General features: G+C 41.8%; 17 protein-coding genes and 1 other RNA gene. 5 read left to right on the top strand and 13 right to left on the bottom strand.

What is annotated here, in order from left to right; translation table 11 throughout:
- Positions 1-27 precede the first annotated feature (27 nt).
- From VSA01S_RS01685 to rsmI, 5 genes are all read right to left on the bottom strand, one after another.
- The gene (locus tag VSA01S_RS01685; protein WP_102857589.1) at positions 28-1,836 is read right to left on the bottom strand and encodes a penicillin-binding transpeptidase domain-containing protein; all 1,809 of its coding nucleotides are present in this window, start codon (positions 1,834-1,836) and stop codon (positions 28-30) included.
- Positions 1,833-2,150 (bottom strand): cell division protein FtsL, encoded by a 318-nt coding sequence (gene ftsL / locus VSA01S_RS01690; RefSeq protein WP_039978845.1) that lies wholly within the window; start codon positions 2,148-2,150, stop codon positions 1,833-1,835. The genes VSA01S_RS01685 and ftsL overlap by 4 nt, the downstream gene beginning before the upstream one ends.
- Before the next feature lie 5 nt (positions 2,151-2,155).
- The gene (gene rsmH, locus VSA01S_RS01695; RefSeq protein ID WP_039978844.1) at positions 2,156-3,106 is read right to left on the bottom strand and encodes a 16S rRNA (cytosine(1402)-N(4))-methyltransferase RsmH; all 951 of its coding nucleotides are present in this window, start codon (positions 3,104-3,106) and stop codon (positions 2,156-2,158) included.
- Between the two features lie 176 nt (positions 3,107-3,282).
- Positions 3,283-3,724, bottom strand: an RNA gene (gene rnpB, locus VSA01S_RS01700) — RNase P RNA component class A.
- A 169-nt stretch (positions 3,725-3,893) separates the two neighbouring features.
- Complete coding sequence (rsmI, locus tag VSA01S_RS01705; protein WP_039978843.1) at positions 3,894-4,757, bottom strand: 16S rRNA (cytidine(1402)-2'-O)-methyltransferase; 864 nt, start codon at positions 4,755-4,757, stop codon at positions 3,894-3,896.
- Positions 4,758-4,826: 69 nt separating this feature from the next.
- Between rsmI and VSA01S_RS01710 the strand changes: the two genes are divergently transcribed.
- Genes VSA01S_RS01710 through VSA01S_RS01725 form a run of 4 tightly spaced genes read left to right on the top strand, consistent with a single transcriptional unit; the run spans position 4,827 to position 8,222 of the window.
- On the top strand, positions 4,827-6,638 hold the full coding sequence (locus tag VSA01S_RS01710; protein ID WP_039978841.1) for a penicillin-binding protein activator: 1,812 nt from the start codon (positions 4,827-4,829) through the stop codon (positions 6,636-6,638).
- Positions 6,625-6,993 carry a YraN family protein gene (locus tag VSA01S_RS01715; protein ID WP_039978840.1) on the top strand — a complete coding sequence of 123 codons (369 nt, stop codon included), beginning with the start codon at positions 6,625-6,627 and terminating at the stop codon, positions 6,991-6,993. Before VSA01S_RS01710 ends, VSA01S_RS01715 begins: the two co-directional genes overlap by 14 nt.
- Positions 6,994-6,996: 3 nt before the next feature.
- Positions 6,997-7,587, top strand: coding sequence for a phosphoheptose isomerase (locus VSA01S_RS01720; protein ID WP_039978839.1), 591 nt, complete (start codon positions 6,997-6,999; stop codon positions 7,585-7,587).
- Between the two features lie 20 nt (positions 7,588-7,607).
- On the top strand, positions 7,608-8,222 hold the full coding sequence (locus VSA01S_RS01725; RefSeq protein ID WP_039978838.1) for a BON domain-containing protein: 615 nt from the start codon (positions 7,608-7,610) through the stop codon (positions 8,220-8,222).
- A gap of 76 nt (positions 8,223-8,298) precedes the next feature.
- On the opposite strand, the gene sspB is transcribed toward VSA01S_RS01725, so the two are convergent.
- From sspB to zapE, 8 genes are all read right to left on the bottom strand, one after another.
- A complete protein-coding gene (gene sspB / locus VSA01S_RS01730; protein ID WP_039978837.1) occupies positions 8,299-8,778 on the bottom strand; it encodes a ClpXP protease specificity-enhancing factor in 480 nt (159 codons plus the stop codon).
- A gap of 21 nt (positions 8,779-8,799) precedes the next feature.
- On the bottom strand, positions 8,800-9,435 hold the full coding sequence (sspA, locus tag VSA01S_RS01735) for a stringent starvation protein SspA (RefSeq protein WP_039978836.1): 636 nt from the start codon (positions 9,433-9,435) through the stop codon (positions 8,800-8,802).
- Between the two features lie 95 nt (positions 9,436-9,530).
- Positions 9,531-10,268, bottom strand: a complete 738-nt coding sequence (locus VSA01S_RS01740) for a cytochrome c1 (RefSeq protein ID WP_039978834.1) — start codon at positions 10,266-10,268, stop codon at positions 9,531-9,533.
- Positions 10,265-11,530 carry a cytochrome b gene (locus VSA01S_RS01745; protein ID WP_039978833.1) on the bottom strand — a complete coding sequence of 422 codons (1,266 nt, stop codon included), beginning with the start codon at positions 11,528-11,530 and terminating at the stop codon, positions 10,265-10,267. Before VSA01S_RS01745 ends, VSA01S_RS01740 begins: the two co-directional genes overlap by 4 nt.
- Positions 11,530-12,120 (bottom strand): ubiquinol-cytochrome c reductase iron-sulfur subunit, encoded by a 591-nt coding sequence (petA, locus tag VSA01S_RS01750; protein ID WP_021709874.1) that lies wholly within the window; start codon positions 12,118-12,120, stop codon positions 11,530-11,532. The genes VSA01S_RS01745 and petA overlap by 1 nt, the downstream gene beginning before the upstream one ends.
- 552 nt (positions 12,121-12,672) lie before the next feature.
- A complete protein-coding gene (gene rpsI / locus VSA01S_RS01755) occupies positions 12,673-13,065 on the bottom strand; it encodes a 30S ribosomal protein S9 (RefSeq protein WP_039978832.1) in 393 nt (130 codons plus the stop codon).
- Between the two features lie 15 nt (positions 13,066-13,080).
- On the bottom strand, positions 13,081-13,509 hold the full coding sequence (gene rplM / locus VSA01S_RS01760; RefSeq protein ID WP_005372872.1) for a 50S ribosomal protein L13: 429 nt from the start codon (positions 13,507-13,509) through the stop codon (positions 13,081-13,083).
- A 245-nt stretch (positions 13,510-13,754) separates the two neighbouring features.
- Entirely contained in the window at positions 13,755-14,858 is a 1,104-nt protein-coding gene (gene zapE, locus VSA01S_RS01770) for a cell division protein ZapE (RefSeq protein ID WP_039978830.1), read from the bottom strand.
- A gap of 242 nt (positions 14,859-15,100) precedes the next feature.
- Between zapE and zapG the strand changes: the two genes are divergently transcribed.
- Entirely contained in the window at positions 15,101-15,553 is a 453-nt protein-coding gene (gene zapG, locus VSA01S_RS01775; protein WP_039978829.1) for a Z-ring associated protein ZapG, read from the top strand.
- Positions 15,554-15,772 lie beyond the last annotated feature (219 nt).

Here is a 15,772-nt window from a genome sequence, read left to right on the forward strand (position 1 = left end):
TCACCAATAGACATTCTTACTTACCTACTACTGGAATTTATTTTCATCAGGAGCAACATTCAATATTTGCAGAGCACCTTTCATAATCTCTGAAAAAACGGGTGATGCAACCGAGCCTCCATAGTAATCATCACCTTGTGGTTCGTTGACAACCACAACGAGAGCTAAACGTGGGTCACTAACTGGAGCAATACCAGCGGTATAGTTGATATATTCATCGCTATAACCACCAGCACTTGCCTTTCGAGCTGTACCAGTTTTTGCTCCCACTCTATACCCTGGAACCGCAGCACGACGGGCAGATCCACCTTTTTGTGTAACTCCTTCAAGCATGTCAAGCACAAGACGAACATTCTTTTCATTCGCAATTTGTCGAGTCCGATTGTCATCATGACTATCGATAATGTGGATTGGCTCGTACATCCCCATATTACCTAAGGTAGCGTAAGCATGCGCTAATTGGATTGGTGTCACGGATAACCCATAGCCATATGCGATCGTTGCCCGTTCAATAGGAGACCAACGCGAACGGCTTGGGAATATACCGACAACCTCACCCACTAAGTTCAAACCAGACAACTCACCCAAACCAACTGAGCTGTATAAACCAAGCAATGCTTCTACAGGCATGCGCATTGCTAACTTAGTCACACCAATATTACTCGATTTCTTCAAGATCGTAGTTAGGCTTGCTTTTCCTACTTTTGGTGCATCACGAACAAAACTGCCACCCAATCGTAGAATACCGTTTCCGGTATCTATAATCGTATCTTTATCCGCGACTTCATTTTCTAAGGCCGCCAAAACGACAAATGGCTTAATGGTAGAGCCTGGTTCTAAAGAATCTGTAATAATGCGGTTACGCATTTTATAACTTTGCCAATCATTGCGATTATTAGGGTTATAGGATGGAGCATTAACCATTGCCAAAACAGCACCAGTTTTAACGTCTAAGATAACAGCCGACCCAGATGTTGCACGATGATCAGCGACAGCTTGCTTTATTGCTCGATAAGCAACAGCCTGAATTCGCTGATCAATCGTCAACTTTAATGGTTTCCCTTCTTGCTTCTCTTCCAAAGCAATATTTTCTACCACACGGCCATGGCGATCTTTACGAATGACTTTTTTACCGGCTTCTCCTGTTAGCCATTCATCATAACTGCGCTCTGTTCCTTCTAAACCATGGCCATCAATGCCTGTTACGCCGACAAGGTGTGCACTGACTTCCCCTGCAGGATAGTAACGACGCGATTCTGACTTCAAGCCAACACCGGGGATTTTCAGCTCACGAATATAATTGGCCATCGCAGGGCTAACTTGACGCTGGAGATAAATGAAGCGGCGTTTTTGGTTGTTTTTAATCTTATTGATCAATTTTTGTCGATCTAAACCTAAAACGTCGGCAAGTGCATACCAACGGTTGGTTTCTTCCAGAGCTCCTTCCTTAAAGATGGTCTTGGGATCGGCCCACACAGCTTCAACAGGAACACTGACAGCGAGAGGTTCACCATTACGATCAGAAATAATACCTCTAGCAGATTGAAGCGCTTTTACTCTCACGGATCGCATATCACTCTGTTTGATCAAATTATCTGGTTCAATTATCTGAATGTAAGCAACACGGCCTACCAACAAAGCAAATGCACAAAAAACAAAAAATAGTAGGAGATGAAGACGCCAACGAATCAATTGAGATTCAGCTTGTTTTATAGGTGTTGCCATTGACACTTTAACGTCTTTATTTACTTGAGGCTGAGTTGCAACGACTTTTTTATCTTCTGTTGCTGATTTACGCCTGTTTTTCTGTTTAGACTTGTTTTTTTTTCCGATCATTTTAGCGTAATAACCACTTCTTTATCGCCATCAGGACGTCTCATTTCCAGTTCCTTTTTTGCTAAATCTTGAACTCGGCTGTGCTCAGCCAGCGCGGTTTCTTCCAGCATGAGGTTACGCCATTCGCTATCTAAGCGTTCTCGTTCAACCAATGTATGATCTTTTTCTGTGATCGCTTGACGAGCATGATGAGTAGCAAATACTACGCCCATTGCCGAGGAAAATATTAATATCATTAACAATAAAGACCATCGTCCAACGGTAATCAAATCCATTGCAATCAATTTAGCAAGGTTAGAAGTGGGTTTTGTCATAATGGCTAAAGCTTTTCTGCGATTCTCAATACAGAGCTACGAGAGCGAGGGTTGATGTCAATTTCTTGCTGGCTGGGTTTAATTGCTTTACTCACAGCTTTCATATTAGGACTACCTAACGCTCGAATTTGCTCTTCCGTCATCGGGAGCCCGTGTGGCACTTGAGGTCCTTTACTTTCTTTACGGATAAATCGTTTCACCATACGATCTTCCAAAGAGTGAAAGCTGATGACAGACAAACGACCTTCTGGAGCAAGAATACTCGCCGCACCTTTCAGAGCTGTATCGATTTCTTCTAATTCACTATTAATATAAATACGGAATGCTTGAAAAGCACGGGTCGCCGGATGTTTTTTTTCTTTAAAACTTTTTGGCGCAGCATCCGAAATCAACTTTGCTAATTGACCCGTTCTGACCATTGGCTCATTTTCTTCATTTTCACGGTAGGCTACGATAGCTTTTGCAATACGACGTGCATGCTTATCTTCCCCAAATTCCCTAATAACCCACGTAATATCATCTAAATCTGCTTCCATTAACCATTGAGAAACTGGAATACCGGAGGCTGGATCCATCCGCATGTCCAAAGGACCATCTTTCATAAAACTGAAGCCACGCTCCGCATCATCCAATTGGGGGGATGACACACCAAGATCAAGCAAAACTCCATCAACCTTACCAATCAGATCGTATTGCTCTGCATATTGAGCCATTCCGGAAAAAGGCCCGTGAATAATAGTAAAACGTGGGTCGTGTATTTTACCAGCTTCAGTGATTGCCTGAGGATCACGGTCAATGCTATACAATTTGCCGTTTTCACCCAATTTTGATAGAACAGCTCGACTGTGACCACCTCGGCCAAATGTTCCGTCAATGTAGATACCATCGGGTTTGATGGCTAAGCCATCAATGGATTCATTTAGTAGCACAGAGATGTGTTGAAAAGTTTCGGTCATAGCTTTCTCGTTCAATAGTCTTAAAGCGAATCTTAAGTGTACTGATTTCCAACACCATCGTCACCCCAAGTCTGACGTTAGATGTCATTCAGTACTAAGTAAATTGGACATAACATAAGTTGTACCAATAAAATGCAAAAAACCCATCACTACCGCAGTAGTGATGGGTCTCGAATTGGTGGAGCCGACACATAAGCCGGGTTCTGTTCCGCTTGCGCGGCGGTAGCCATTCGTCTAGGCCAGTAATCGCTTACTGGCTCGAGCAACCTACCCGCCTCCTTACGCGAGCAACGCAATGTGGAGGCCTATTTGGTCTTGCTTCAGGTGGAGTTTACCCTGCTGCGAGCTATTGCTAGTCGCCCGGTGCGCTCTTACCACACCCTTTCACCCTTACCTGTGCACCACTATTCGAAAATAGGGGCCATCGGCGGTCTTCTCTCTGCTGCACTTGTCGTAGGCTTGCGCCCCCCAGGCGTTACCTGGCACCTTGCTCTATGAAGCCCGGACTTTCCTCCCCTTTGTCAGTCTCCCGAAGGACGTCAACGTCAGTCTCCCGAAGGACATCAACGTCAGTCTCCCGAAGGACATCAACAAAGCAGCGACTACCCAGTCAGCTCCGAGGCGAATTGTATAGAGTTATCTGCATAGAGTCTAGTCAGATCACAAATATGATGAAATGAAAATATCAAATGGCGACAAAACAAACAACTTTGATCGCTAGACATTAGACAAATCGTGCGGGTATTAGCTTCCGTTTATATACATTTAATAGAATTATGCCATGCCCCTAATCCAAATTTTCTAATCCCCATTTATATAGCGCATTTTTCTTAAGCTTATATATTTCTGCTGCCAAGGCCGCCGCTTTCTTTAGTGGTAATTCTTTAGTCAAAATACTCAATGTACGAGTCGCTTCATCAGGTAGATTTTCTTGTGTTGAAGCTCGATGACCATGAATCAATAACACCATTTCACCACGTTGCTGATTATCATCACTTTCTACCCATTCGATCAGTTCACCTAGTGGCATACCTTGAATGGTTTCGAATGTTTTAGTTAATTCACGCGCCAAGACGACTTCTCTTTCTGGACCAAGAACTTCCAACATATCTTGTAAAGAGTCTACTATTCTATGCGGGGACTCATAAAATATGCATGTTCGTTCAACAGCGGATATTTCTAAAAGTTTGTCCTTGCGACTTTTTCTTTTAGGGGGTAAAAAGCCTTCAAAACTAAATCGATCAGAAGGCAACCCAGAGGCACTCAAAGCCGTAATAACAGCACAAGCACCAGGCAAAGGGACAACACGAACTCCCGCTTGTCGACATTGATTAACTAAATGATAACCTGGATCACTTATTAGCGGTGTACCTGCATCAGAAACCAACGCAATTGATTGACCAGACAACAATTTTTCAACTAAAACTTGCGATCTTTGCTGTTCATTGTGATCATGTAAAGCAAATGTTTTCGTTTGGATATTAAAATGAGATAACAGCTTGCCTGTATGTCGAGTATCCTCTGCAGCGATGATATCCACATTCGACAGAACATCAACGGCACGTTGAGTAATATCCGCTAAATTTCCGATTGGAGTCGGTACGATGTAGAGAGTTGGCCTCTCATTCAGCAACTTATTTTTTTCTGTCATTTGTTTACTATCACTTCAACGATTAATATAGAGAAAATTTTGTACAAAAATTATAGAGAACTCACGGCAATGATGAACCATAAGCGCCTCAGTGTACCACGCTTACTGACCCCTGTAGCACTAGCATTAACCCTAACGGCATGTTCTTCAGGCCCACAACGTCCAAATAGCGTGGACATCACCCGTCCACCAACACAGTCTACTCAGAGCTATATGATCCAAGCAGATAGCAGCCAAGGTAGTTTGCAAAGTGACTGGTTAATCATGGCGGCAAAAGCTGCCTTACAAGCAAACCAAATCGAAAGAGCACAATTACTGGTTAAACGTCTTGCTCGACAATCTTTAAATAATGTTCAGCAAGCTGAACAGCAACTTATTCAAGCGACCATACTGCAAAAAAAAGGGCATTACACACAAGTATTGCAAGCCTTGAGCTTTCAAACACAATGGCAATTACCTAGCCAACAGTGGAAAGAATACTACGCTCTTCGTGCTGACGCTTACCAAAGTTTAAACCAACCCTTTGAAGCAAATCGCCAGTTAATTGCGGAAAGCGACTTCGCTTCAAGTCAAGAAAGACGCGAAATCTCTAACCGAATTTGGATGAATTTCAGTCAATACTCTGTTCAAGAGCTGCAAGAGTTGGCCACTTCTGCTGACGAAGCTATACTCAACGGATGGTTACAGCTTGCAGGCTACGCGAAAACCTATTCTAGCAATCTTACGCAATTAAAGAATGCGATGGAGAAGTGGTTAAACGATCACTCTTCGCATCCTGCAAGTATATATACACCTCAAGAAATTCAGAATATTTTATCATTAGATATTGTAAAGCCAAACAACACAGCTTTATTACTACCACTTTCTGGTAAATTTGCTCAACAAGGCCAACTCATCCGTGACGGTTTTGTATTTGCAATGATGAACGATGAATACCGCGATCCAAGCGCTTCACTGACTGTTATTGATACAAATGAAAATAGTATTGAACAGATTAAACAGCACTTGCTCAAAAAAAATATTGATTTTGTCATTGGGCCATTGCAAAAAAACAAGGTAACACAGCTACAATCTGTACTGGATGGTTCTCAAACTGGAGTGACCATTCCAAATTTAGCTTTAAATATTCCCGATGCTATTCAACCAGAGACGGATACATGTTACTTCGCTCTGTCCCCAGAGCAGGAGGTCGCACAAGCTGCTAAGTATCTTCATGAACAAGGCTACAAATTCCCGATGATTTTGGCTCCGAAAAGTGTTTACGGTCAACGAGTAAGCCAAGCTTTCAATCAAGAATGGGCGAAATACAGTAACTACAAAGCAGCAAACGAGTTTTTCGGCAATAAACAGCAAATGCAGAAGGACATCAATAAAATATTTGGCCTTCAAGAAAGTAAGAAGCGCATTGCTCAGATCCAGTCTTTAACTAATACTGTAATTGAAAGCTCCCCGCGTAGTCGTCGTGATGTTGATGCTGTCTATATCGTAGCAAAAAGCTCAGAGCTGACTTTGATCAAACCGTTTATAGAAGTTGCGATTAATCCAGGTGAAAAGCCACCAAAAATGTTCTCGAATTCTCGCAGTAACAGTGGCGGGACAGCTTATGAGGATTTAACTGGAGTCACATACAGTGACATCCCTCTACTCATTAACCCAGACCTGACCATTAAGACCCAAATGAATGAGCTATGGCCGAATCAATCAAATACGGAAAAACGCCTCGAAGCAATGGGGATGGATGCCTACAAGCTAATTAATGAGTTACCACAAATGAAACTGTTATCAGGTTACTCTGTCGACGGACAAACTGGCCGTTTGACCATAGATAACCAATGCATTGTTCAACGCAAACTTGACTGGGCTGAACGTGGGGCTCTTTAGCAAAAGGCGGATTGGGGACCAATACGAGGTCTTGGCAAAGCACTACTTGCAACGCCAAGGCCTGCGTTTTGTGACACAAAATTTCTTAACAAAACTCGGAGAAATTGATTTAATTTTTCAACAAGGTAAAACTATCGTCTTTGTTGAGGTAAAATATCGTAAAAATGATCATTTCGGTTCTGCCGCCGAGATGGTCACTCCGGCAAAAATGCGTAAACTGGTCAAAACAGCCCATATTTGGCTTCACAAGAACAAACATGATACATATCATGCCGATTACCGATTCGATGTAATTGCCATTCACAACAATGGCAATGATATCAATTGGATAAAAAATGCAATCTCTGAAGGATAAGCAATGCTAGATAGCATTAAAGACTGTTTTACTGAAAGTATTCAGATTCAAATTGCGGCAGCTGAAGCGTTGCCAGATACAATAACTCATGCCGCTCAAGCCATGGTTTCAAGCTTGTTAAATGGTAATAAAATTTTATGTTGCGGTAATGGCGGTAGTGCTTCTAACGCACAACAATTTGTATCGTGCCTTTTAAATCGCTTTGAAACTGAGCGCCCTAGCCTTCCCGCTATGGCTCTTACCGCTGATAATACGACACTTACCGCCGTCGCTAATGATTACCACTACCAAGAGATTTTTTCGAAACAAGTTCGTGCTTTTGGTCAAGCCGGTGATATCTTGCTCGCAATTTCAACCAGCGGTAACAGTAAAAACGTTATAAAAGCTATGGAAGCCGCAGTAACTCGTGATATGACCATCATTGCCTTAACGGGGAAAGATGGTGGTGAAATGGCAGGCCTACTCGGAGAACACGATGTTGAGATTCGGATACCATCACAGCGTACAGCACGTATCCATGAAGTTCACATGGTTACTCTCCATTGTTTATGCGATCTGATTGATCAAGTACTTTTTCCTGCTCACGAAGAATGAACAACAAAGAGTTTACAAGTATGATACGGAACCTTGTTATTTTATGTACTGCATTAATGTTGAATGGCTGTGCAGGGTTATTTATTGCTGGAGCCGCAACAACGGCCAACATTGTCACAGATACCCGTTCTGCGAAGGAAATATGGCAAGATAACAACATTGAGTTTGAAGTAGCAGCCATGAGTAATAAACCCCCCTTTGTGGAAAAAACTCGCATTTTCGCTAGCTCTTATAACGGTACCTTAGTACTTATGGGGCAAGCGCCAACTCAAACTCTCATTAGCGATTTTGAAAAACAAGTACGCAAATTAAACGGCGTTAAAAGTATTCATAACAAAATTAAGCAAATGGAGCCATTAGGGCTGAGTCAAATCAGTAATGACAGCTGGATTACAACTAAAGTAAAATCCGCTTTACTTACTGATGGCGAATTAAATGGAACCAAAGTAAAAGTTATCACTGAAGATGGCGATGTATTCCTATTTGGTTATGTTTCTCTTGCACAAGCAGATCGTGCTGTGGAAATCGCACGTAATATTTCTGGAGTTAAGCAAGTAATTAAAGGTTTTCAGTATGGGGATATAGCTGTACTAGAAAACAATACTCATCAGCCAATCTCTCAGCCTTTTTTGTAAGTAAAATTATAAAAATGAAATAAAAAGCAGCACTAGTGTGCTGCTTTTTTAATTTGATTTTACCGGTCCATTGATACTATTTGATCACACGTAAACTTGGCTTTCCTTTCGGACGAGGCGCTTCTTCCTCCTCAAGTTCAACAGTATCTGGCTCTAAATCGCTAACCACTGCAGTGAATGCTGGAGTTGGTGCGTCAGCAGTCATGTCTTCTTCTTCAATATCCATATAGATATCTTCAGGCTCAAACATTGTACCAGCACCATTTTCTCTAGCATAAATCGCCTGTGCCGCATAAATAGGGACAATCACTGAATGAGGTCGCCCGCTAAAGCGAGCTTGAAAAGTGACCGATTCATTACCTAATTCAAGATAGCCAACTGCTGCAGGGGCTATATTCAATATAATCTGGCCATCTTGAACAAATTCAATTGGTACATGAACACCTGGCATTGTTGCATCAACAACTAGATGAGGTGTTAGGTCGTTATCAACCAACCAGTCATAAAATGCACGAAGCATGTAAGGACGGCGTGCAGTCATCTTAGAAATATCCATCACGTATGTAACCTAGTCCAATTAACGAACTAAACGCATTTCACGTTCTGCTTCCGTCAAAGAAGCAAGGAATGAGTCACGTTCAAATACGCGATTCATGTACACTTTGATTTCTTTTGAACCCGGGCCAACAAGATCAATACCAAGTTGAGGCAAACGCCATAATAGTGGTGCTAAGTAACAATCAATCAAACTGAACTCTTCGCTCATAAAATATTCATACTCAGCAAAGATTGGCGATAGAGTGAGTAGATCATTACGTAATTTAGTACGCGCTTTCTCTGATTCTTCCATATTACCTTTTAGTACTTTCTCAGCGAGAGAATACCAATTACGCTCAATACGGTACATCATTAGACGGCTGTTACCCCGAGCAACAGGATAAACAGGCATAAGAGGAGGATGCGGAAAACGCTCGTCCAAGTACTCCATGATGATTTTTGAATCGTAAAGAGCTAGCTCACGGTCAACCAAAGTTGGTACTGACTTGTATGGGTTTAATTCAACAAGCTCAGCAGGAAGATTTGCTTCATCAACAAGCTCAACTTCAACACTTACGCCCTTTTCAGCTAGTACAATACGAACCTGATGGCTATATAAATCTGATGCACTTGAAAAAAGAGTCATTACAGAACGTTTATTGGCAGCTACAGCCATGGAGCCCTCCAGTACACTTATAAATAAAAATGGAGGCGCTAAGCCTCCACTATCCATTAATTAAAACTAAGAATTAGCACGATATTGTAGCACAATTAATGCACATCGCGCCAATATTCTTTCTTCAACAACACAACAATGATAGTAAATAGCACTAAAAAACCCATAACCCACCAACCAAGAGCATGGCGCTCTAATTGAATAGGATCCCCCGCATAGACGAGAAAGTTGACGATATCACCTACCGCTTTATCGTACTCGCCTTTAGTCAGTTCACCTGTTCCATCCGTTTCTGTGCCTACAACGACCTGAACTTCCTCACCATCTACCACTTCGGTCGCATAGACAGGTGTAGGAACACCTTGTAGTTCTTCAAGCACATGAGGCATACCCACACTTGGAAAAACAAGATTGTTGACACCAAACGGTCGTGAAGGGTCGACATAGAATGAACGTAAATAGGTATAAAGCCAGTCAGCGCCTCGCACACGAGCCACTAAGGTTAAGTCAGGGGGCGGAGCACCAAACCAGTTTCCAGCTTGTTCGGCTGGCATCGCATTCACCATGAGATCGCCTACCTTGGCGGTAGGATCGAAAATCAGGTTTTCTTTCATTAGATCAATTGGGATCCCAAGATCCGTCGCAACACGTTCATAACGCTGATACTGAGTTGAATGGCAAGCAAAGCAATAGTTCATAAATAACTTTGCACCATTTTGTAGCGACGCCTTATCGGAGAGATCAACATTCGCTTTATCTAATGGAAAATTGCTCCCTGCCGCCATAGTTAGAGATGGTAACAGAGCAAACAGAATTAAAATCCACTTCTTCATTTAAATGTCACCCTCTCTGGTAATGGTTTGGTTGCTTCATTTTTACTGTAGAAAAACAGCAACACAAAAAACATGAAGTAACACAAGCTAAAGATCTGAGACAAAATGGTGTACAACGGTGTCGCTGGTAGTGCACCTAATATACCCAGAGCAATAAAGGCAACAGTAAATTGAGCAATATTCAACAAATGTAACTTACTGCGGTAGCGATATGAACGTACCTTACATCTATCTAGCCAAGGAAGTAGGAACAGAACAACAATCGATGCCCCCATCAGAATAACACCAAGCAGTTTATCGGGGACTGCTCGTAGAATGGCGTAAAACGGAGTAAAATACCAAACTGGTGCAATATGCTCTGGTGTTTTCAATGGGTTAGCCGCTTCAAAGTTAGGCGGCTCTAGGAAATACCCGCCCATTTCAGGATTGAAAAATAACACATAGCAGAATAGGAATAAGAAACCGGCTACACCAATAAGATCTTTTACCGTGCCATAAGGATGGAAAGGAATCGAATCAATAATGTCGTATTTTTTGGTGTAGTCTTTGTGGAATTTAAACTGTGTTTTGTAACCTTCTCCCATAGTCCCTTTAGGCAACTTAGTATCAATACCATCAGGGTTATTCGAACCTACTTCATGCAATGCGAGTACATGAAGTACCACAAGAAGCAGCAGCACAATCGGCAAAGCAATAACATGTAAAGCGAAGAAACGATTCAGTGTCGCGCCGGAAATAATATAATCACCCCGGATCCAGAGTGTTAAATCATCACCAATAACAGGAATTGCACCAAACAAAGAGATGATTACCTGAGCCCCCCAGTAGGACATTTGTCCCCAAGGCAATAGGTAACCCATGAAGGCTTCAGCCATCAACACCAGGAAGATTAACATACCAAATAGCCATAGTAATTCACGGGGCTTTTGGTAAGAGCCGTAAATCAGGCCTCGGAACATGTGCAGATAAATCACCACAAAGAAAGCCGATGCCCCCGTTGAGTGCATATAACGTAGCAACCAACCATAATCGACATCACGCATGATGTATTCAACAGAAGCAAACGCTCCTTCACCGGAAGGCACATAGTTCATGGTTAACCAGATGCCGGTTAAAATCTGATTGACCAAAACCAACATTGCCAAAGAACCGAAAAGGTACCAAAAATTGAAATTCTTTGGCATAGGGTATTCAGATAAATGCTTTTTATAGGCATTCATAATGGGAAGGCGTTTTTCTACCCAATCGAGTAATGCTTGCATTATGCGTCTCCCTCATCAACACCAACTAAGAGTTTATTCTCAGTTAGATACATATGTTTAGGAACGACAAGGTTTAATGGCGCAGGAACGCCTTGAAACACCCGACCCGCCATATCAAATTTAGATCCATGACAAGGGCAGAAAAAGCCTGATTTTACACCTTGAACCTGCTCTGAGAATGTATCAGGCAGGTAGGTCGGCGAACAACCTAAGTGGGTACAGAAACCAACCGCAACAAAATAATCTGGCTTTATAGAGCGATATTCATTCTGTGCGTAAGGAGGTTGCTGCTCCATTTCGGAGTTTGGATCTCGGAGCTGATCATTGATTTTGTTCAAGTTTTCAAGAACAGATTCAGTACGGCGAACTACCCAGACTGGCTTTCCTTGCCACTCAACGCGAATCATTTGACCAGCTTCTATTTTACTGATGTCCACTTCAACCGGTGCTCCTGCTGCTTTTGCTTTTGCACTCGGGTTCCATGATTTGATAAAAGGAACGGCGACGGCGACTGCCCCTAACCCACCAACAACCGCAGTTGTTGCAGTTAGAAAACGCCTACGTCCGTTATTTAAAGGCGCATTGCTCATCCAAACATTCTCCCATTTGCTCCCTTGGGTCATTATCATTCCACTTATAAGAGCATGGCTAACAATAATAAATTTAATTCTATTTATTGAATAGAAATGATAAAGACAACCCTACTTTTTGACAAGGCAAAGCTACCTTTTTGTAACATTTGCGAGGTAAATCGCTCACACCGTCACAAAAGCGGTAAAACAATAAAAATGCGATGTAACTTGTAACAAAAAAGGGCAAGATTGCATATCAGGAAGTGAGAAGTAAGCCCTTGTCTTATCCAAATTTTTCATTGCTTAAATCGCAAAAAAAGCCTCAATAAAGAACAGAACCTGCACAGAGCAAGTTTCCAAATCAGGACAATAATGGCTCACAATCAATGATGCGTATTTTATATTGAGATAACGGTAACGTGTGTATTGAAAGCTATTAAAAGGTTTTGAACGGCCCAAAGGGTGATGGCGAAGAGGGATTTAGAAAACAAAAAGCTCGGCATAGAGCCGAGCTTTGATGCACAGTTTCCCAAATAAATCAGGAAAAGCATAATTTCCAATAATAGAAAATTAACGCTTAGAGAACTGTGGACGACGACGTGCTTTACGTAGACCAACTTTCTTACGTTCAACGCAACGAGCGTCACGAGTAACGTAACCTGCTGCACGTAGAGTTGGACGTAGAGACTCATCGTACTCCATAAGAGCACGAGTGATGCCGTGACGGATAGCGCCAGCTTGACCTGAAATACCGCCACCTTTAACAGTTACGTATAGATCTAGCTTCTCAGTTAGTTCAACTAGCTCAAGAGGTTGCTTAACAACCATACGAGAAGTTGGACGACCGAAGTATTCATCAAGACTGCGCTTGTTGACTACGATGTTGCCGCTGCCTGGTTTAATGAAAACACGCGCAGCTGAGCTTTTGCGACGGCCAGTGCCGTAGTATTGATTCTCTGCCATTTTCGAAATCCCCAATTAGATGTCTAGTACTTGTGGTTGTTGAGCAACATGGTTGTGCTCAGCGCCCGCGTAAACTTTAAGCTTACGGTACATAGCACGGCCTAGAGGACCACGTGGAAGCATGCCTTTAACTGCAAGCTCAAGAGCCATCTCAGGTTTACGATCGATCAACTTTTCAAAAGTGATAGATTTTAGACCACCTGGGAATTCAGAGTGACGGTAGTACACTTTGTTCTTAGCTTTGTTACCAGTTACAGCAACTTTCTCAGCATTGATAACGATGATGTAATCACCAGTGTCAACGTGAGGAGTGTATTCAGCTTTATGTTTGCCACGTAGGCGAGATGCAATTTCACTTGCTAGACGACCTAGAGTTTTACCCTCAGCGTCTACAACGTACCAGTCGCGTTTTACAGTTTCTGGTTTAGCAACGAAAGTTTTCATGCTAATAATAACCCGTTAATTAAAATTTAAACTTTAAGGAACACAAATTTGCGTCCCCACACTGTCTAAGAGCCCAGTCATCACCCCTTCGAGTCGTTGGTACTCTCGACCTTACTCTCGAAATAACTTCGATAATGAGGTCTGCAGTAACGGTGGGTCGCAGGATTATAAAGAAGAGCGAAGAAAAAATCACCTTTTTTTGCGCTAAATCACTAATTTTTTCTTTTCATAAAAAAACACCTGACTTAACCAAGGTGTTCTTTGGTAAGGTACTCGTAGCTCTGCATCTCAATCAATCGAGATAAACAGCGCTTGAACTCAAATTCCAACTGCCCATTGAGATAGAGCGATTCCATCGGAACCTCAGCAGAGATGATCAATTTAACATTTCGTTCATAGAATTCATCAACCAAGGCAATAAAGCGTCTCGCCGCATCATCCATTTTACTATGCATCTGCTTAACATCAGCCAGCAATACTGTGTGGTACAGGCGAGAGAGTTCAATATAATCATTCTGACTTCGTGGGGTTTGACACAGTTGCTCAAAAGTGGCGAATAGAACTTCATCGTTTGCTTCAACGACAGCAATTTCACGGTGATTAATGTCAATTCGATCGACCGTTGCTTTTCTTTCCCCGGTTAATTGATGGTAATATTTCTTCAAGTTGACGGAGGCCTGCTCATCCAGTGGATAATGGTATATCTCAGCTTGCTGCAAAGTCCGTAAGCGATAATCGATACCACTATCCACGTTGATCACTTCACAGCGTTGCAAGATCATATCAATGGCTGGTAGAAAGCGAGCCCTTTGTAACCCATTTCGATAGAGGTTTTCTGGTTCGATATTTGATGTTGCAACCAAAACCATTTCTCTTCTGAACATTTCTTGTAACAAGGTAGCTAAGATCATCGCATCGGTGATATCGGAAACAAAAAATTCATCAAAGCACACTATATCAGCCTCTTGCTTAAACAAGTCGGCCACTTTTGATAATGGATTCTCCACATCGTTTAAATGTTTCATTTCATTATGTACTCGGTGCATAAAGCGATGAAAATGCACTCTCATTTTTCTTTGCGTAGGCAACAGTTCAAAGAAAGTATCCATGAGGTACGTTTTTCCTCGTCCCACACCTCCCCAAAAATAAAGTCCTTTTGGAGGGGCTGGCTTTGCTATTTTTTTACCGATCAACTTTTGCCAGATAGTCAGAGTAGGGAGCGCTGTCGCTTGAAATTTAACAATGGCATGATATAGCTTATCTAAAGCTAACACCGCCTGATGCTGCGCCTCATCATTCTGAAATCCATGCTCTGCGATGTCGTTCTGATATTGTTCTAATGGTGTCATGGTTTGTAAATCGTAGTAAGGGGTAAGAAATCATCACTCCGTAGGAGTTTGTACCTAAGCAACTTTAAGATGCTATGCTCAACCAGGTGCTTGAGGATATGAGATTAGAAAAAACGTTTTTCTTCTCTAAAGATACGCTGCTTTTTCTTTATCGGTCATGAAAGCCATAGTAACATGGCTACATACCACGTGTAACTAGGTGGTAAAATACTTGTTAAAACAACTATAAAAAAGGAGCAGTTATGCCTTGGATGTATGCCATTGTAGGGTTGCTAGTTGGTACTGTTGTTGGCGTACTCATCAGCCGACTTACTACACCTGAGTATAAAAAACAAAAATCAGTCAGAAAAGAGTTAGAAGTTGCTAAATATACTCTTGAGCAGCAACGCCAAGAGTTACTTGACCACTTTGCACAAACCGCACAAATGTTGGATACCCTAGGTAAGGATTACACTAAGCTTTATCAACATATGGCCAAGACATCTTCTGAACTATTACCCAACTTACCTGAGCAAGATAATCCATTTGATAAAAAAACGGCAATGTCGACAGAAAGCCCCGAAGACGTTAAAGACATCAAAGACAAGCCAGAAATGCAGCCTAAAGACTATGCAAATGAATCAACAGGCTTACTCAATGGACAAGAAAAAAAGTTGATGGATGCGCAAGAAATGATGGCTGCTAAATCTTCTTAGTTTCAAATGGAATCTGAATAAATAAATTTTCTGATAATAAACAGCTAATTGAAATATTTAAATTTATAAGTAAAGAGGCACTCTTTAAAGCTGAGTGGCTTTTTACTACTGATACGATAGACCATACCTCATAAGCTAAGAGTTTAGTCATTTATAAAAGAACTATGGGACATTAATTTGTATTGAACTTTTTCCTACTTATTTATATCTAACCTCTCA

The sequence above is a fragment of the Vibrio sagamiensis NBRC 104589 genome, from assembly GCF_007990935.1.
In the GTDB taxonomy this organism is placed as follows: Bacteria; Pseudomonadota; Gammaproteobacteria; order Enterobacterales; family Vibrionaceae; genus Vibrio; species Vibrio sagamiensis.